The sequence below is a fragment of the Pseudomonas sp. genome (assembly GCF_049300855.1).
Lineage (GTDB): Bacteria > Pseudomonadota > Gammaproteobacteria > Pseudomonadales > Pseudomonadaceae > Aquipseudomonas.
Map to the genome: position 1 here is coordinate 154,553 of NZ_JBAQKH010000025.1, position 16,752 is coordinate 171,304.

Below are 16,752 nucleotides of genomic sequence, written 5' to 3' on the forward strand. Positions count from 1 at the left end.
TTGCACGCTTAACGCAGTGACTTCGCGTAAGACCGGGCAAAACTAGCACAGAGACGGGGAAATATCCGCCTCTAGCTACCCATTTGGTCAGCTTTATTGCTCTAAATCGGTAAAAAACTGCATAAGGCCGGTCGTGCGCCCCGGTTTTGCCCTACAACCCGCGCCAAAACCAGTGGTTGCGGTACACTGGGCGCTTTTTCGGGGGAGCCTGCCCTCCTCCCTTCCAACAGCCGAGAAGCCCATGCCGATCCGTCATTGCATCGTCCACCTGATCGACAAAAAACCCGACGGCACGCCCGCAGTTCTGCACGCCCGTGACACGGAGCTGGCCGAGTCTGCAGCCATCGAGAACATGCTCGCCGACCTCAACGAGAGCTACAACGCCAAACAGGGCAAAGCCTGGGGCCTGTTCCATCCGGAGTCCGGCGCGTTCCCGTTCAGCGGCTGGCTGAAGGAATACATGGAAGGCGGCAAGGACTTCACCGCGTTCAGCAAAGTCGCGGTCGAGCACCTGCAAAAGTTGATGGAAGAGTCGAACCTGTCGGTCGGCGGCCACGTGCTGTTCGCCCACTATCAGCAAGGCATGACCGATTACCTGGCGATCGCCCTGCTGCACCACAGCGAAGGCGTGGCGGTGACCGACGAGCTGGACGTGACACCGTCGCGCCACCTCGACCTCGGTCAGTTGCACCTGGCGGCGCGCATCAACGTTTCCGAGTGGCAGAACAACAAGCAGTCCAAGCAGTACATCTCGTTCATCAAAGGCAAGAACGGCAAAAAGGTGTCGGAATACTTCCGCGACTTCATCGGCTGCCAGGAAGGCGTCGACGGCCCGGGTGAAACCCGCACGCTGCTCAAGGCGTTCAGCGACTTCGTCGAGAGCGAGGACCTGCCCGAAGAGTCCGCTCGCGAGAAGACCAAGACCCTGGTCGATTACGCCAGCAGCCAGGCCAAGCTCGGCGAACCGATGGGCCTGGAAGAGTTGTCCGAGCTGATCGACGAGGAACGCCCGAAAGCCTTTTACGATCACATCCGCAACAAGGATTATGGTTTGTCGCCAGAAATTCCGGCAGACAAACGCACCTTGAATCAATTCCGTCGCTTCACCGGCCGCGCCGAAGGCCTGTCGATCAGCTTTGAAGCGCATCTGCTGGGCTCGAAGATCGAGTACGACGAAGAGGCTGGCACACTGGTGATCAAAGGCCTGCCGACGTCGCTGACCGATCAGTTGAAGCGGCGCAACTGATGCTCGGTAACGTGCTGAAGAAGGTCGCACTGGTTCTGCTGGTGGTCGTGATTTATCAGAACTGGGGCAAGATCGAGCGGGTGTTCAACCCCTCGCAGATGGTTGCCGAGCAAACGCGGGCGCAAGCCAACGTCGTGCTCTACGCCACCGACTGGTGCGGCTACTGCAAGCAGACCAAGCGCTTTCTCGACAGCAAGGGGATTCCTTTCAAGGAATTCGATATCGAGAAGGATGCCGAGGCGCGCAAGGCGTATGAGGCCTTGGGTGGGCGCGGGATTCCGTTGATCGACGTTAACGGCACGTTGATTCGCGGGTTTGACCCGGACGAGATTCTCGCCGCCCTGAAGTAATCAACTGTGGGAGCGAGCTTGCTCGCGAAAGCGGTGCATCAGCCAACAACAATGTTGAATGATCAATCGTCTTCGTCGGAACGCCGCCCGGAGCAAGCTCGCTCCCACAGGTTTTGCAACAGACTCGAATCAGCGGGCCTCGATCCGGAAACCAAAGCGCGGGAAGTGCACATGCACCACGCCGCCACGCTCGTCTTCGCGACGAATGATCAGCTCTTCGCTACCGGCAAACAGCAGCTCACCGACCACCGGATCAACCCCGTAATCCGTCGCAGAGATCGCCACCTGCTGCCCAGCCTTGAAACCATTCGGATCTACGAACTGCTCATCCGGCAACGCCGCCGGTGTCGCGTTGCGTGCAACCTCAAGCGCCTCCTCGGAGGTCATCGCACTCGCCGCGCCATGACCAAAGCCCAGCACTCGATTCAGCCACGCCGAAACCGCCGGATACTCATCCACCAGTGGAGCCGTCACATGCGTCGCCTTGAGGAACCACATGGGATGCGCCAGCGCAAAGTCGGCAATCGACGGTTCGCCGAACAGAAAGTCGCCTTGCTCGCGCTGTAACTGCTGCTCTAGGCGAGCCATGATCGTCGGCCACTGATGCTTGGCTTGTTCGGCAGACAAACGCGTGGCGCTGCCTCCGCTGAACAGACCGGCGCGGTCGGCAATAAACGCCTTGATCGCTTCCGGCGGCAGCTTGGCGAAACGCACGGCCACCGATTCCGGCTGGAACACCAGACTCACCGCATGCTGGAACACCACCGAGTCAGCCCAAGTGGCAAAACTGGCGGCGGTGAACTCCTCACCTTCGGGGAAGAACGCTGGCAAAGCCTTCTCTTGCTCGAGACGACGAGCGATCAACGAAGTGTCGCAGTAGATGTCGGCGCCGATCTGCAGCACCGGGGTCTTGCGATAGCCACCGGTCAGGGCGGTCAGATCCGGTTTCGGCATCACCGGCGAGATATGCACCGAGCGCCACGACAAGCCTTTGAACCCCAGCAGCAGGCGGGCCTTCTCGGCAAATGGGGAGGTCGGGTAATGATGCAGAATCAACTCGGACATGCTCGGCTCCGCCGCTCAGATAGTGAGCCAGCAGCTTAGCGTGCATTTGCTTAGCAGCCTACAGATCTGCCTGATGGGAACCAATCAGTCAGATTGATAAGACGCAACCAGACATTCCTTGGCGCTCTTGCGCAGTTTTTTGATCAGCCGTTCCTGGCGCAGCGCGTCGCTCTTGTCGCGGCACAGTTCGGTATAAACCAGCGCCATGGCCGGGCTGGAGAGGAAGAACCGTGCGCCTTTGCCGCTTTGATGCTTGGCGAAACGACGCACCGGATCGTCGCTGATCCCGCAATACAATGAACCATTGGCCGCGCGAACGAGGTAGACGAACCAGGACTTGCTCACGGGTTCGGCGACGTCGACAGATTTTTCGCTAAGGCTGGTCACTTCGGGATCTGAACGTGTAGGAAAACAGGCGGCGATCTTATCAGCGACCGGACTGAAATGCCTTCAGTCCCTTCAACGCCTGAGCGCGTACGGCGTTGCGCACCAGTGGTGTCCAGCCCAGTAGCAGGCCTTTGAAACCGAGGGCCTGACGCGACCAGCGCCACAGATCGAAGTGATCGTGGTGCTCGCAGATCTTGCCATCACGGAAGACGAAGCGGGCTTGAATATCGTTGATGACGATGTTGCCGGTTTGGCTGAACAGGTAGGTCGCGACCCAATGTGCGCCACCGCTGCGCTCATCGGCGCGGACGTTGTCGAAGGTCAGCGAGAAATCCTTGGCGCGGGTGGTGAGCATGCGCCACATGTCGCCGGCATCGCGTCCGCGCAGTTCACCGAAGGCCGGATCGCTGAACACGACGTCGTCGGTGTAACAGGCGGCCATGGCTTCGGCATCGAGGCGTTGGAAGGCTTGGTAAAAGCGGGTGATCAACGCGGCGTGGGCTTCGCTCATGGGCAAACTCCAAAATAGGTACAGAGTGCCAGCACGATAATCTGCAATGCGCAGAAACACTATCGGCATTCGTAAACCGAATACCACGCAAGATCTTCAAGGCGCCCCAAGAACTGTGGGAGCGAGCTTGCTCGCGAAGAGGCCGGCACATTCACATGATCTGTGCCTGATCCACCGTCTTCGCGAGCAAGCTCGCTCCCACATTGGATATCACTGCCTCCAAAAAAGGGTTACGCGTCAGATCTTCTCGCTTTGCACTTGCACGTACAGCGCACGCCCGGCACCAAGCCCGGCGAGGATCGCGCCGGTGCCAATAATGCCGAAGATCCAGCCCACGGCATTCCAGCCGCCGGTCCAGTCATGCACCACGCCGACCGCGAACGGCCCCATCGACGCCAGTGTGTAACCGAAGCCCTGAGACATGCTCGACAGGTTAGCCGCGACATGGGAATCCCGTGAGCGCAACACGATCAACGTCAGCGCCAGACTGAACGTCCCGCCCTGCCCCAGACCCAGCAGAATCGCCCAGCCCCACAGGCCTTCGATCGGTGCATACAGGCAACCGAACAGTCCGCCGAGGGTCAGTGCCATCACCACCACGATCGCCAGACGCTGATCCTTGCCACGGGTCGCCAGCCACGGTGCGGCCAAAGAACTCGCGAGTTGGATGATCACCGAACCGGACAACACCAGACCGGCCTGGGTCGGGGTCAGGCCACGACCGATCAGGATCGACGGCAACCAGCCGAACACGATGTAGGCCAGCGACGATTGCAGGCCCATGTACAAGGTCACCTGCCAGGCCAGCGGATCACGCAACAGACCGCGCACACGATAGGCGACGTTGTGTGCGCCATGTTTCTGGCCGACTTGCGGCAGCCAGAACACCGCAGCCACCAACGCCGGAATCACCCAGAACCCCAGGCCCATCGCCCAGCTGTGTCCGAAGTGTTCACTCAACGGCACGCTGGAACCGGCCGCCATCGCCGCGCCCAGACACAACGCCATGGTGTAGACGCCAGTCATGGTGCCGGCGTGTTTGGCGAAGTCGCGTTTGACGATGCCCGGCAGCAGAACACCGATGATGCCGATGCTTGCGCCGCCCAGAACGCTGCCGGCGAACAGGCCGATTTCACCGAAGTTGCTGCGCAAAATGATTCCGCCAGCCAGTGTCAGCAGAATCCCCAGCACCACCCGTTCAGCGCCAAAACGCCGCGCCAGAATCGGTGCCAGTGGGGCGAACAAGCCGAGGCAGAGCACCGGCAGCGTGGTCAGCAGACCGGCCTGAGCTGCCGACAAGCCGAGGCTTTTCGACACGTCGCTGAGCAGCGGCGCCATGCTCGACAGCGCCGGACGCAGGTTCAGCGCCACCAGAATCAAGCCCAGCAACAACAGCCATGGCCGGCGCACCAACGGATGGCTTTGTTGCACTTGCTCGTCGTCGGCCTCGGCGTCGATCAGCAGTTCTTCAAGCTCTGCCGTGCGTTTGGGGGTTGTGGATATCTCACTGCGGGACATGGATTTCTCGGTTTCAAGGTTCATTGATCAACTGCCTCGACAAGGCTTTGGCCCGTTCCGGGTCGCGTTGCTCGACCGCATCGAGCAACGCGATGTGCAGGTCGAACACTTCCTGACGGCGCGGGACGATGTTCAGGGTCTGGCGCAATTGCGCGCCGACGATGCTGGAGAAATAGCGATACAGCTCACTGAGCGTCGGGTTGTGCGCGGCGTCGACCAGACGACGGTGGAACACCAGGTCGCAGGCGATGTAGGTGTCGAGGTCGCCGTGGTAATGGCTGCCGCTGGTGCCGAGTGCCTCACGCAGTGCGACGAGGTCTTCGTCGGTGCGGCGCAATGCGGCCAGGCCAATCGCCTCGACTTCGAGGATATGGCGGGTTTCCCGCGCCTGATCGAGCGAGCAACGCGACAAGGCTTTCAGCGTGTCGAGTGGATCGACCACCGCGCGCAAGTAACTGCCATCGCCCTGACGAATTTCGATCAATCCGGAAAACGCCAATACGCGCATGGCTTCACGCACGGTGTTGCGGCTGATGCCCAGTTCGGCGCACAGCTCGGGTTCGGTCGGCAACCGCTCGCCAACCTGCCAGGCGCCGCTGTTGATGCGCTGGCGAAGCTGATCCAGGGCTTGGTCGACCAAGGATCGCTTAATGAGTGGAGAAATGTCTGACATAGGATTCGCCCTTTCATCCAATCATAGGATGAATTTTCCGACATGTTATTCGGACCCATATAGGACGGCAACCACCTAGGGTCAAAAGGCGACACATGGAGCGGTATTTTCGATTGGTCAAAATTACCCTTTAAGGGTAATTTCAGGGACAGGGTTTTGGTTTCTTATGGAAAAGAACACACCCCATTACGACTTGGCGGTAATCAAGGCTGAGGTCAGGCGGCTTGGAAGAAGGGCCTTTACCAGAAGCTCTGCAGAATCCGGTGATCTTCTCGGCTTTAGCATCAGAGAGATGCAAGAAATCGTTTACGAGCTGCAGAACAGGATGTTGTACAAGTCGATGACCAGCTATGACGATCATCGAGTCTGGCAGGACGTGTATCACACCCATTCACAAGATCTGGAGATTTACATCAAGGTGACATACCGCCCTGCCGGCGGCGCACCGGTAATCTCCTTCAAGGAGAAAAACCCATGAAAACCCGGCAATGTTTCAGCTGTGGTGCCCGTGAGGGAATGAGGCATTTCGCGGGGCGAGGCGAGACCCTGAGTGTCAAAGGCATGGAGCGTCGTGTAACCGATCTTTCTGGCTGGGAATGCCAGCAGTGCGGCGAAGTCGAGTGGGATGACAATACCGATAGCGCGGAACGTTATACGAAAGCAGGCGATGAGCTGGTTATCGCCGCCAGACAAATGATCGGTGCCGAGATGAAACGTATTCGACGCAAATTGCACCTGACGCAAAAGGAAACGGTGCAACTGCTCTCCGGCGGCGGGCATAACGCGTTCTCTCGTTACGAGCGTGGAGAATTACTTCCACCCAAAGCATTGGTGCTGCTCATGCGCCTGCTGGACCGACATCCCTACATGCTTGTCGATATTCAAACCTTGGCAGAAGGCGCAGACCTGCGAGGTTTCAAGCACACCGTCCACAAAGAACACGAAACCCTCACCGCATCCTGACCCCAAAAAACAAACCCGGCACAAGGCCGGGTTTGATTTACGCAAAAACCATCAATGCAAAATCTGACTCAAGAACAACTTCGTCCGCTCGTTCTGCGGATTATCGAAGAAGTCATTCGGCGCAGCCTGCTCAACGATCTCGCCCTTGTCCATGAAGATCACACGGTTGGCCACGGTGCGGGCAAAGCCCATTTCGTGGGTCACGCAGAGCATGGTCATGCCGTCTTCAGCCAGACCGATCATGGTGTCGAGCACCTCTTTCACCATCTCCGGATCGAGCGCTGAAGTGGGTTCATCGAACAGCATGATTTTCGGCTTCATGCACAGGGCGCGGGCAATCGCCACACGCTGCTGCTGACCGCCGGACAGTTGCCCCGGGAATTTATGCGCCTGCTCCGGAATGCGTACGCGCTCCAGGTAATGCATGGCGATTTCTTCGGCCTTGCGCTTGGGCATCTTGCGTACCCACATCGGCGCCAGGGTGCAGTTCTGCAAAATGGTCAAGTGCGGGAACAGGTTGAAGTGCTGGAACACCATGCCGACTTCACGGCGGATCGCTTCGATCTGCTTGAGGTCGTTGGTCAGTTCCACGCCGTCGACGACGATGCGGCCCTGCTGGTGCTCTTCCAGACGATTGAGGCAGCGAATCGTCGTCGATTTGCCGGAACCCGACGGCCCGCACAGAACGATACGCTCACCCTGCTTGACGTTGAGGTTGATGTCTTTGAGCACGTGGAACTGGCCGTACCACTTGTTGACGCCCTGCATCTGAATAATGCCTTCAGGACCTACAGGCTTTTTGATTGCTTCACTCATTTACACAACTCCTAACGCTTGTGGCCAGTGTCGAGCTTGCGTTCCAGATGCATGGAATAGCGCGACATACCAAAACAGAAAATCCAGAACACCAGGGCGGCGAATACGTAGCCTTCGGTGGCCATGCCCAGCCATTTCGGATCGGCAGCGGCTTGCTTGACGCTGTTGAGCAGGTCAAAGAGGCCGATGATGATCACCAGACTGGTGTCCTTGAACAGCGCGATGAAGGTGTTGACGATGCCGGGGATCACCAGCTTCAGGGCTTGCGGCAGAATCACCAGGCCCATCGAACGCCAGTAACCGAGGCCCATCGCTGCAGCCGCTTCGTACTGACCCTTGGGGATCGCTTGCAGACCGCCGCGCACCACTTCGGCCACATAGGCCGACTGGAACAGGATCACGCCAATCAGTGCCCGCAGCAGCTTGTCGAAGTTCATGCCTTCGGGCAGGAACAGCGGCAGCATCACCGACGACATGAACAGCACCGTGATCAACGGCACGCCGCGCCAGAACTCGATGAAGGTCACGCAGATCACGCGAATCGCCGGCATGTTCGAACGTCGACCCAACGCCAGCACGATGCCCAGTGGCAAGGCGCCGGCGATACCGACGGTGGCGATGACCAGGGTCAGCATCAGGCCGCCCCACTGGCTGGTCGCCACGTTGCTCAGACCCAATCCGCCGTGCAGCAGGATGTAGGCAATGATCGGGTACAACACCAGGAAGCTCAGCCCGTACACCGCTTTGCGCGGGAAGCGCGAGATGAACAGCGGTGCCACACCGAGAACCGCCAGCCACACGGTCAGGTCCACGCGCCAGCGCAGGTCCGCCGGGTAATAGCCGTACATGAACTGACCGAAACGCTGCTGAATGAACACCCAGCAGGCGCCGTCCTTGGTGCAGTCGGCGCGCGTGGTGCCGACCCAGTTGGCATCAATGATTGCCCAGCTGAGGATCGGTGGTATCACGAGATAGATCAGATAAAACGCGAACAGCGTCAGCAGGGTGTTGAGCCAGCTGGAGAACATGTTCGCGCGCATCCATGCGACCACGCCGATGCTGCGGCTCGGTGGAGGCATGTCGGGTTTGAAAGTATGAGTACTCATGCGCTTTTCCTTACCGCTCGATCAGCGCAATGCGCTTGTTGTACCAGTTCATCAGCATGGAAATGCTGATACTGATCGCCAGGTACACGCTCATGGTGATGGCAATCACCTCGATCGCCTGACCGGTCTGGTTGAGCACGGTGCCGGCGAACAGCGAAACCATTTCCGGGTAACCGATACCGGCGGCCAGCGAGGAGTTTTTCGCCAGGTTCAGGTACTGACTGGTCAGCGGTGGAATGATCACGCGCAGCGCTTGCGGGATGATCACCTTGCGCAGGGTCGGACCGTTGCGCAGGCCCAGCGAGCGCGCCGCTTCGGTCTGGCCATGGCTGACCGACTTGATCCCCGAACGCACGATCTCGGCGATGAACGCTGCGGTGTACACGCTCAAGGCCAGAGTCAGGGCGAGCAGTTCCGGGATCAGCACCCAACCGCCGACGAAGTTGAAGCCTTGCAGCTTCGGCATTTCCCAATGCAGCGGGGCGCCGAAAATCAGTGCGCTCAAGGTCGGGATCACCAGCAGGATTGCCAGCCCCACCCAGAACTTGTGGAACGGTACACCGGTTTCTTCAAAGCGCTTGGTGGCCCAGCGGGTCATCAGCACGACGCCGACGATCGCGATCACCACACTGCTCACAAATGCCCAGAAACCGTCAGCCATCAAGGCGGCCGGCATGTTCAGGCCGCGACTGCTGACGAAGAAGGTGTCACCGAAGTTGTGACTGTTACGCGGCCCCGGCATGGCCGTGAACACCGCGAAGTACCAGAACAGGATTTGCAGCAGCGGCGGAATGTTGCGGAACACTTCCACATACACGGTCGCCAGTTTGCTGATGATCCAGTTCTGCGACAGCCGCGCCACGCCGATGATGAAACCGAGAATCGTCGCCAGAATCACGCCGATCACGGTCACCAACAGGGTGTTGAGCAGACCGATGACAAAGACGCGGGCATAGCTGTCCGCTTCGGTGTAGTCGATCAGGTGTTGAGCGATGCCGAACCCGGCACTGCGCTCCAGAAAGTCGAAACCGGAGGTAATGCCCCGGTGCTGCAGGTTGGTTTGCGTGTTGTCGAACAGGTACCAGCCCAGCGAGACCACCGCCAAAACCGTGATGATCTGGAATAGCCACGCACGCACTCGTGGATCGCTGAGGCTGAACCTCTGCTTTGGTGCGCCGATTGAATTTTGCATGAAGTGCCCCGGAAAAAATGGAACAAGAACATCACCCGGCGGTTGGCCCGCCGGGCGATAGAACCATTAGCGCACTGGTGGTGCGTACTGAATGCCGCCGTTGTTCCACAGGGCGTTCAGGCCGCGGTCGATCTCCAGCGGAGTGCTCTTGCCGAGGTTTTTCTCGAACACTTCACCGTAGTTGCCGACTTGCTTGACGATCTGCACGACCCAGTCCTTCGGCAGTTTCAGGTCCTTGCCGTATTCACCGTCGCCGCCCAACAGACGCGCAACGTCCGGGTTCTTGGTGGACTTGGCTTCAGCTTCAACGTTTTTCGAGGTGATGCCGGCTTCTTCAGCGTTGAGCATGGCGTAGCCAACCCAGCGGATGATGGCCAGCCACTCGTCGTCGCCGTTACGCACGACCGGGCCCAGTGGTTCCTTGGAAATGGTTTCCGGCAGAACCACGTAGTCTTTCGGCGAAGCCAGTTTGCTGCGCTGGGCGAACAGCTGGGATTTGTCCGAGGTCAGTACGTCGCAACGACCGGATTCCAGCGACTTGGCGCTTTCATCGGAGGTGTCGAAAGTGATCGGGGTGTATTTCAGACCGTTGCCGCGGAAGTAGTCGGAAACGTTCAGCTCGGTCGTGGTACCGGCCTGGATGCAGATGGTTGCACCGTCCAGCTCTTTGGCACTTTTCACGCCCAGCTTGTTGTTCACCAGGAAGCCGATACCGTCGTAGTAGGTAATGAAGCCCGGGAATTTCAGGCCCATGCCCGCATCGCGCGAACTGGTCATGGTGGTGTTGCGCGAGAGGATGTCGATCTCGCCCGATTGCAGCGCGGTGAAGCGCTCCTTGGCGTTCAACTGACTGAATTTGACCTTGCTCGCGTCGCCGAATACGGCAGCGGCCACAGCACGGCAGACGTCAGCGTCGATCCCGAGGATCTTGCCGGTCGCGTCCGGTACCGAGAAGCCCGGCAGACCGTCGCTCACGCCACACTGCACGAAACCTTTCTTCTGCACGGCATCCAGGGTTGCACCCGCCTGAGCGAACCCGCTGACGCCGAGAACTGTTGCTGCAGTCACGATCGCCAGAGTGGATTTCAACATCTTCATTCAAACCTCCAGTTTTGCTCTTGTTGTGTCGGAGCTTGAGTCCCGTCGCACCCTTTTGAGGCGTTGTTGACCCGTGTTGGCTTTTTTTGGGGTCAACCGACGTAAGACCTTCGCTATGAGTCTAGTAGGAGAAAATCCACATCATGGACAACTCACTTCTCACCAATCGGCCGAACGGGCTGTAGCCCTTTCACGTTCGCTAAGCCCGTAGCGGCCATTGGCGAACATCCATCACCGGATTCTTTGCAATCCCCAAGCCTTGGGTACACTGATAGTGTTACCGCCAGGCGCGGGATCGGTTGCACGGTTCAAGCCATAGCAAAGCCCGTACCACTCCGGCCGCTGAAGCGTTTGAGCGACAGGTCAATAGCAAAACTTGTACCCTTGCGACATCTTCTTAACGGATCACCCGGGCGCGCACGTTAATCACGCACTCAATGAGAGCGCCCGCACACAATTGGAGCAGCCATGACCGAGCCCTTGATTCTTCAGCCTGTTAAGCCCGCAGACGCCTGCGTGATCTGGCTGCACGGCCTCGGCGCCGACCGCTACGACTTCCTGCCGGTGGCCGAGGCACTGCAGGAAAGTCTGCTGAGCACGCGTTTTGTGTTGCCGCAGGCGCCGACGCGCCCAGTGACGATAAATGGCGGATATGCCATGCCGAGCTGGTACGACATTAAAGCCATGAGCCCGGCGCGGGCGATTGATCGTGACGAGCTGGAAGCCTCCGCCGAGCGCATCATCGAATTGATCGAAAACGAGCGCGCCAGCGGAATAGACGCCTCGCGAATTTTCCTCGCCGGTTTTTCCCAGGGTGGCGCGGTGGTTTATCACACCGCATTCTTGAAGTGGCAGGGCCCATTGGGTGGTGTACTCGCGCTGTCGACGTATGCGCCAACGTTCAGTGATGAACTGGAGTTGTCCGCCAGCCAGCAGCGAATTCCCGCGCTATGCCTGCACGGCCAGTTCGATGGCGTGGTGCAAAACTCGATGGGCCGCAGCGCTTATGAGCACTTGGTGAAGCATGGTGTCACCGTGACATGGCAGGAATACCCAATGGAGCACGAAGTGTTACCCGAAGAAATTCGCGACATTGGCGTCTGGCTGAGCGAGCGCCTGCGCTAAACATCGAGTTTAAAAACGCCCTTTGATCCCTCCTACTACGCCGCGCCCGTTTCTTGCATTACACTGGCCGGCGTACATTCCTTAATCAATTGATGAGATGACCGTGCTCGAAGCACTCAAGAAGATGTTCGGTAAAAGCGAGGCTGAGCAGCTCGCGCCAGTTCCCAGTGCGCCGTCGCACGCCCCCGGTCATCGCACCGATGCCCCACAGGCCGACCGCCCCGCTCCCGTAGCGGCACCGAAACAGCAACCGAAACCCGCACCGGCCGAGCCAATCGCCGCCGAGCCTGCGCAGAGCGAAGCGCCGAAACCGGCCAAACCTCGCCGCGAACCGAAGCCCAAGGCACCGGTCATTCCATGGAAACTCGAAGACTTCGTCGTCGAGCCACAGGAAGGCAAAACCCGCTTCCACGATTTCAAGCTGTCGCCAGAACTGATGCACGCCATTCAGGACCTGGGCTTCCCGTATTGCACGCCGATCCAGGCGCAGGTGCTGGGCTTCACCCTCGCCGGCAAAGACGCCATCGGCCGCGCGCAGACCGGTACCGGCAAAACCGCCGCGTTCCTGATCTCGATCATCACCCAGCTGCTGCAAACGCCGCCGCCGAAAGAACGCTACATGGGCGAACCCCGTGCGCTGATCATCGCGCCGACCCGTGAGCTGGTGGTGCAGATCGCCAAGGACGCCGCTGACCTGACCAAGTACACCGGCCTCAACGTCATGACGTTCGTCGGCGGCATGGACTTCGACAAGCAGCTCAAGCACCTCGAAGCGCGCCACTGCGACATTCTCGTCGCCACCCCGGGTCGCCTGCTCGATTTCAACCAGCGTGGCGACGTGCACCTGGACATGGTCGAAGTGATGGTGCTGGACGAAGCCGACCGCATGCTCGACATGGGTTTCATCCCGCAAGTACGCCAGATCATTCGCCAGACCCCACCGAAGTCCGAGCGTCAGACCTTGCTGTTCTCCGCGACCTTCACCGAAGACGTGATGAACCTCGCCAAGCAATGGACGACCGATCCGTCGATCGTCGAGATCGAAGTCACCAACGTCGCCAGCGAAAACGTCGAGCAACACATCTACGCGGTGGCGGCTGCCGACAAGTACAAATTGCTCTACAACCTGGTCAACGATAATGGCTGGGAGCGGGTGATGGTCTTCGCCAACCGCAAGGACGAAGTGCGCCGCATCGAAGAGCGCCTGGTGCGCGACGGTGTGAACGCTGCGCAGTTGTCGGGCGACGTGCCGCAACACAAGCGCATCAAGACGCTGGAAGGTTTCCGCGAAGGCAAGATTCGCGTACTGGTCGCCACCGATGTGGCCGGTCGCGGCATCCACATCGACGGTATCAGCCACGTGATCAACTTCACCCTGCCGGAAGTGCCGGACGATTACGTGCACCGCATCGGCCGTACCGGTCGCGCGGGCGCTGATGGCGTGTCGATCAGCTTCGCCGGGGAAGACGACTCTTATCAGTTGCCGTCCATCGAAGAAAAGCTCGGTCGCAAGATCAGTTGTGAAACGCCACCGACGCACTTGTTGCGTGCGGTAGAGCGCAAGCGTCCGCAATAAGCGACGTTTAACAGAAAAAGCGCAGCCGGCAACGGACTGCGCTTTTTTTTCGCGCGGATTTTCATCAGGTGCTTGCCCGATAAAACTAAAAGTCCATAATGGACAAATAAGTTTATATTTCACCTTCGGAGCCGGACATGTCCAATACGCCCCACGTGCTTGACCAAGCTCAGGCCCGCGAACTGCTGGCGCGCATTGATGTGCCGCAGATTCTGCGCAAGCTGTTCCGGGATCTTGCGGCCGGCCACGCCGTGCAGCCGGCGCAGCAACTGGTGGAATTCCCGCAGGGCGCCGGCGACTTCATCAATTATCTGGGTGTGCTGGCTGAAGACGGCGTGTACGGCGTAAAGACTTCGCCGTACATCGTTCGCGAGCAAGGTGCGCTGGTGACGGCATGGACCTTATTGATGTCGATGAAAACCGGCCAGCCGCTGCTGCTCTGCGATGCCGGTGAACTGACCACCGCGCGCACCGCCGCGACCACGGCCGTGGCGGTCGACGCCCTAGCGCCGTTGAATGCAACACGACTGGCGATCATTGGCAGCGGCAAAGTTGCCCAAGCGCATCTGCACTACGTGAAATCGCTGCGTGACTGGCACAGCATCAACCTGTATTCGCCAAGCCTGTGCGCCGACGCGCAAACCCAGGCACTGTTGAAAGCCATCACGCCCAATTTGAAGATCGCCGACAGCCACGAAGCGGCCATCGCCGAGGCCGACGTGATCATGCTCTGCACCTCGTCAGCCGGTCCGGTGATTGATCCTGCTGCGCTGAGCAAACCGGCGCTGATCACTTCAATCAGCACCAACGCCCCACGCGCCCACGAAGTGCCGCCGCAGAGTCTCAACGACATGCAGGTGTTCTGCGACTATCGTCTGACCACGCCGGGCTCGGCGGGTGAGATGTTGATTGCCAGTGAACAGCATGGCTGGAGCCAGGATTCGATTGTCGGCGACCTGGCGGATCTGCTCAGCGAGAAGGTCCAGCGCCCGGGTTACGATCGTCACGTGTTCTTCCGCTCAATCGGCCTGGGCCTGGAAGACATCGCCCTGGCCAATGCGGTTTATCTCCTCCATCACCAGAATCAAGCCTGATGCAATCCCTGTGGGAGCGAGCTTGCTCCGGGCGGCGTTCCGACGAATGCTGTCTGACATTCACCGAATGCGTTCACTGATAGATCGCTTTCGCGAGCAAGCTCGCTCCCACAAGGGTTGCGCGTACTTTCATATTTTGAACATCAGGAGACCTTCATGAGCCAGGCAGATTTCATCATCATCGGCGGCGGGATTGCCGGCGCTTCCACCGGTTTCTGGCTATCGCGGCACGGCAAAGTCATCGTGCTCGAACGTGAATCGCACCCGGCTTATCACTCCACCGGGCGCTCCGCCGCGCTGTTCACCGCCGCCTACGGCACACCGCAAGTACGTGCACTGACCCAAGCCAGCCGGGCGTTTTTCGACAACCCGCCCAGCGGTTTCTGCGAACACCCGCTGCTGACCCCGCGCGGCGAAATGACCGTCGACTTCAGCGGTGACGCCGCCGAACTCAACAACCAATACCTCAGCGCCAAAGCCACGGTGCCGGAGATGCAACTGCTCAGCGCCGACGAAGCCTGTGCGCGACTGCCGATCCTGCGCCGGGAAAAAGTCCACGGTGCGATCTACGACCCGAGCGCCAGCGACATTGACACCGACGCCTTGCATCAAGGCTACCTGCGCGGCATCCGCCGCAACAACGGCGAAGTGCATACCGATTGCGAAGTGCTCGGCCTCAACCGTGATGGCGACGGTCTCTGGCAGGTTCAAACCAACGGCCAGACCTTCAGCGCGCCAGTGATCATCAACGCCGCCGGCGCCTGGGCCGACAAGATCGGTGTCCTGGCCGGCGCCAAACCGCTGGGCCTGCAACCGAAACGTCGCGCCGCGTTTATCTTCGCCGGCCCCGAAGGCGTCGATATTCATCACTGGCCGATGCTGGTCAGCCTCGATGAGTCCTTCTATATGAAGCCCGACGCCGGCATGTTTCTCGGCTCCCCCGCCAACGCCGACCCGGTCGAACCTCACGATGTGCAACCGGAAGAACTGGACATCGCCATGGGCATTTACCAGATCGAAGAAGCCACCACGCTGACCATCCGCCGGCCGACCCGCACCTGGGCCGGTCTGCGCAGTTTCGTTGCCGACGGTGATTTGCTCAGCGGTTTCGATCAGCAGGTGCCGGGGCTGTTCTGGGTCGCGGCGCAGGGCGGTTACGGCATTCAGACTTCGCCGGCGATGGGCCAGGCCAGCGCGGCCCTGGTACGTGGCGAACCTCTGCCCGAGCACTTGCGCAACTTCGGCCTGAGCAGCGCCATGCTCTCCCCTGCCCGCCTCGCTTGAATGCCCGTTGGGATGACGCGCCCAACGGATTGCGGCACACTCGCAGCGCCTCCTGATCAAGGGGGCGCTGACGCTGCCTGGAGCTCCACTGTCATGACCGCCCCCGAATTCGACCCGGCGCTGGATAACTTCCGCGCCATCGCCGACGCCATCGCCACGCTGTTCTTTCCCCACGCCGAAGTGGTGCTGCACGACCTGCGCACACAGAAGGTCGACTACATCGCCAACAACCTGTCCAAGCGTGAAATCGGCGACGACTCCTCACTGGAAGACATGCTCAGCGAGGATGTCAGCGACAGGAACATCGGCCCGTACGAAAAGCTCAATTGGGACGGTCAGAAGATTCGCAGCCTGAGCAGCGTCCTGCGCGACAGCGAAGGTCTGCCGCTGGCGGTGCTGTGCATCAACTTGAACATTTCGCTGTTCGAGAACGCCAAGGCAGCGCTGGACCTGTTCCTGTCGCCGAGCAAACTGATCCCGCAACCGGACTCACTGTTTCGCGATGACTGGCAGGAACGCATCAACACCTTCCTCCACGCCTGGCTGCGCGAGCGGCAGTTAAGCCTGAATCTGCTGACCCGCGATCACAAACGCGAACTGGTGCTGGCGCTGCACGCCGAGGGCGCGTTCAAGGGCAAGAGTGCCTCGAACTATGTGGCCAATGTGCTGAACATGGGGCGGGCGACGGTGTACAAACATCTGAAGGAATTGAAGGGCTGAGATTTGCGGTGATTGATCCGGCCCCATC

The 16,752-nt window shown here is 59.6% G+C and carries 18 protein-coding genes; 9 read left to right on the top strand and 9 right to left on the bottom strand.

Features of this window, described 5'->3' with window-relative positions; genetic code table 11:
* The first annotated feature begins 241 nt into the window (after nt 1-241).
* A complete protein-coding gene (gene yejK / locus WA225_RS09370) occupies nt 242-1,246 on the top strand; it encodes a nucleoid-associated protein YejK (RefSeq protein ID WP_007909053.1) in 1,005 nt (334 codons plus the stop codon).
* Nucleotides 1,246-1,596 carry a glutaredoxin family protein gene (locus WA225_RS09375; protein ID WP_422607720.1) on the top strand — a complete coding sequence of 117 codons (351 nt, stop codon included), beginning with the start codon at nt 1,246-1,248 and terminating at the stop codon, nt 1,594-1,596. Before yejK ends, WA225_RS09375 begins: the two co-directional genes overlap by 1 nt.
* Nucleotides 1,597-1,725: 129 nt before the next feature.
* Here the strand turns inward: WA225_RS09375 and WA225_RS09380 are convergent, their stop codons facing one another.
* The 5 genes from WA225_RS09380 to WA225_RS09400 form a co-directional block, all read right to left on the bottom strand.
* Nucleotides 1,726-2,661 carry a glutathione S-transferase family protein gene (locus tag WA225_RS09380; protein ID WP_422607721.1) on the bottom strand — a complete coding sequence of 312 codons (936 nt, stop codon included), beginning with the start codon at nt 2,659-2,661 and terminating at the stop codon, nt 1,726-1,728.
* Nucleotides 2,662-2,745: 84 nt separating this feature from the next.
* The gene (locus WA225_RS09385; RefSeq protein WP_008083651.1) at nt 2,746-3,048 is read right to left on the bottom strand and encodes a GIY-YIG nuclease family protein; all 303 of its coding nucleotides are present in this window, start codon (nt 3,046-3,048) and stop codon (nt 2,746-2,748) included.
* A gap of 40 nt (nt 3,049-3,088) precedes the next feature.
* Complete coding sequence (locus WA225_RS09390; protein WP_422607722.1) at nt 3,089-3,559, bottom strand: nuclear transport factor 2 family protein; 471 nt, start codon at nt 3,557-3,559, stop codon at nt 3,089-3,091.
* Between the two features lie 237 nt (nt 3,560-3,796).
* Nucleotides 3,797-5,101, bottom strand: a complete 1,305-nt coding sequence (locus WA225_RS09395; protein ID WP_422607723.1) for a CynX/NimT family MFS transporter — start codon at nt 5,099-5,101, stop codon at nt 3,797-3,799.
* Complete coding sequence (locus WA225_RS09400; RefSeq protein ID WP_150706007.1) at nt 5,091-5,750, bottom strand: FadR/GntR family transcriptional regulator; 660 nt, start codon at nt 5,748-5,750, stop codon at nt 5,091-5,093. The genes WA225_RS09395 and WA225_RS09400 overlap by 11 nt, the downstream gene beginning before the upstream one ends.
* Before the next feature lie 166 nt (nt 5,751-5,916).
* Here WA225_RS09400 and WA225_RS09405 point away from each other — a divergent pair, with 166 nt between their 5' ends.
* Both WA225_RS09405 and WA225_RS09410 read left to right on the top strand, forming a co-directional pair.
* On the top strand, nt 5,917-6,228 hold the full coding sequence (locus tag WA225_RS09405; protein ID WP_422607724.1) for a type II toxin-antitoxin system MqsR family toxin: 312 nt from the start codon (nt 5,917-5,919) through the stop codon (nt 6,226-6,228).
* Nucleotides 6,225-6,713: a type II toxin-antitoxin system MqsA family antitoxin gene (locus WA225_RS09410; protein ID WP_422607725.1), complete on the top strand. Its 489-nt coding sequence runs from the start codon at nt 6,225-6,227 to the stop codon at nt 6,711-6,713. Before WA225_RS09405 ends, WA225_RS09410 begins: the two co-directional genes overlap by 4 nt.
* Nucleotides 6,714-6,764: 51 nt before the next feature.
* On the opposite strand, the gene WA225_RS09415 is transcribed toward WA225_RS09410, so the two are convergent.
* The 4 genes from WA225_RS09415 to WA225_RS09430 all read right to left on the bottom strand — a co-directional run bounded on the left by WA225_RS09415 (nt 6,765) and on the right by WA225_RS09430 (nt 10,925).
* Entirely contained in the window at nt 6,765-7,529 is a 765-nt protein-coding gene (locus tag WA225_RS09415; RefSeq protein WP_008080191.1) for an amino acid ABC transporter ATP-binding protein, read from the bottom strand.
* A gap of 11 nt (nt 7,530-7,540) precedes the next feature.
* Nucleotides 7,541-8,635 (bottom strand): amino acid ABC transporter permease, encoded by a 1,095-nt coding sequence (locus WA225_RS09420; RefSeq protein ID WP_422607726.1) that lies wholly within the window; start codon nt 8,633-8,635, stop codon nt 7,541-7,543.
* A 10-nt stretch (nt 8,636-8,645) separates the two neighbouring features.
* Nucleotides 8,646-9,827 carry an amino acid ABC transporter permease gene (locus WA225_RS09425; protein WP_422607727.1) on the bottom strand — a complete coding sequence of 394 codons (1,182 nt, stop codon included), beginning with the start codon at nt 9,825-9,827 and terminating at the stop codon, nt 8,646-8,648.
* Between the two features lie 66 nt (nt 9,828-9,893).
* Entirely contained in the window at nt 9,894-10,925 is a 1,032-nt protein-coding gene (locus WA225_RS09430; protein WP_422607728.1) for an amino acid ABC transporter substrate-binding protein, read from the bottom strand.
* A 468-nt stretch (nt 10,926-11,393) separates the two neighbouring features.
* Between WA225_RS09430 and WA225_RS09435 the strand changes: the two genes are divergently transcribed.
* From WA225_RS09435 to WA225_RS09455, 5 genes are all read left to right on the top strand, one after another.
* A complete protein-coding gene (locus tag WA225_RS09435) occupies nt 11,394-12,050 on the top strand; it encodes an alpha/beta hydrolase (protein ID WP_422607729.1) in 657 nt (218 codons plus the stop codon).
* A 97-nt stretch (nt 12,051-12,147) separates the two neighbouring features.
* A complete protein-coding gene (gene rhlB / locus WA225_RS09440) occupies nt 12,148-13,626 on the top strand; it encodes an ATP-dependent RNA helicase RhlB (RefSeq protein WP_422607730.1) in 1,479 nt (492 codons plus the stop codon).
* Between the two features lie 137 nt (nt 13,627-13,763).
* A complete protein-coding gene (locus WA225_RS09445) occupies nt 13,764-14,720 on the top strand; it encodes an ornithine cyclodeaminase family protein (RefSeq protein WP_422607731.1) in 957 nt (318 codons plus the stop codon).
* 156 nt (nt 14,721-14,876) lie between these two features.
* Nucleotides 14,877-16,004, top strand: a complete 1,128-nt coding sequence (locus tag WA225_RS09450; protein WP_422607732.1) for an NAD(P)/FAD-dependent oxidoreductase — start codon at nt 14,877-14,879, stop codon at nt 16,002-16,004.
* 93 nt (nt 16,005-16,097) lie between these two features.
* Nucleotides 16,098-16,724 carry a helix-turn-helix transcriptional regulator gene (locus WA225_RS09455; RefSeq protein ID WP_102900621.1) on the top strand — a complete coding sequence of 209 codons (627 nt, stop codon included), beginning with the start codon at nt 16,098-16,100 and terminating at the stop codon, nt 16,722-16,724.
* Nucleotides 16,725-16,752 lie beyond the last annotated feature (28 nt).

Excerpts from the sequence above, each read along its gene's own strand:
- yejK (WP_007909053.1), top strand. The coding sequence starts at position 242 with ATGCCGATCCGTCATTGCATCGTCCACCTGATCGACAAAAAACCCGAC.
- WA225_RS09375 (WP_422607720.1), top strand. The coding sequence starts at position 1,246 with ATGCTCGGTAACGTGCTGAAGAAGGTCGCACTGGTTCTGCTGGTGGTC.
- WA225_RS09380 (WP_422607721.1), bottom strand. The coding sequence starts at position 2,661 with ATGTCCGAGTTGATTCTGCATCATTACCCGACCTCCCCATTTGCCGAG.
- WA225_RS09390 (WP_422607722.1), bottom strand. The coding sequence starts at position 3,559 with ATGAGCGAAGCCCACGCCGCGTTGATCACCCGCTTTTACCAAGCCTTC.
- WA225_RS09395 (WP_422607723.1), bottom strand. The coding sequence starts at position 5,101 with ATGAACCTTGAAACCGAGAAATCCATGTCCCGCAGTGAGATATCCACA.
- WA225_RS09400 (WP_150706007.1), bottom strand. The coding sequence starts at position 5,750 with ATGTCAGACATTTCTCCACTCATTAAGCGATCCTTGGTCGACCAAGCC.
- WA225_RS09405 (WP_422607724.1), top strand. The coding sequence starts at position 5,917 with ATGGAAAAGAACACACCCCATTACGACTTGGCGGTAATCAAGGCTGAG.
- WA225_RS09410 (WP_422607725.1), top strand. The coding sequence starts at position 6,225 with ATGAAAACCCGGCAATGTTTCAGCTGTGGTGCCCGTGAGGGAATGAGG.
- WA225_RS09415 (WP_008080191.1), bottom strand. The coding sequence starts at position 7,529 with ATGAGTGAAGCAATCAAAAAGCCTGTAGGTCCTGAAGGCATTATTCAG.
- WA225_RS09420 (WP_422607726.1), bottom strand. The coding sequence starts at position 8,635 with ATGAGTACTCATACTTTCAAACCCGACATGCCTCCACCGAGCCGCAGC.
- WA225_RS09425 (WP_422607727.1), bottom strand. The coding sequence starts at position 9,827 with ATGCAAAATTCAATCGGCGCACCAAAGCAGAGGTTCAGCCTCAGCGAT.
- WA225_RS09430 (WP_422607728.1), bottom strand. The coding sequence starts at position 10,925 with ATGAAGATGTTGAAATCCACTCTGGCGATCGTGACTGCAGCAACAGTT.
- WA225_RS09435 (WP_422607729.1), top strand. The coding sequence starts at position 11,394 with ATGACCGAGCCCTTGATTCTTCAGCCTGTTAAGCCCGCAGACGCCTGC.
- rhlB (WP_422607730.1), top strand. The coding sequence starts at position 12,148 with ATGACCGTGCTCGAAGCACTCAAGAAGATGTTCGGTAAAAGCGAGGCT.
- WA225_RS09445 (WP_422607731.1), top strand. The coding sequence starts at position 13,764 with ATGTCCAATACGCCCCACGTGCTTGACCAAGCTCAGGCCCGCGAACTG.
- WA225_RS09450 (WP_422607732.1), top strand. The coding sequence starts at position 14,877 with ATGAGCCAGGCAGATTTCATCATCATCGGCGGCGGGATTGCCGGCGCT.
- WA225_RS09455 (WP_102900621.1), top strand. The coding sequence starts at position 16,098 with ATGACCGCCCCCGAATTCGACCCGGCGCTGGATAACTTCCGCGCCATC.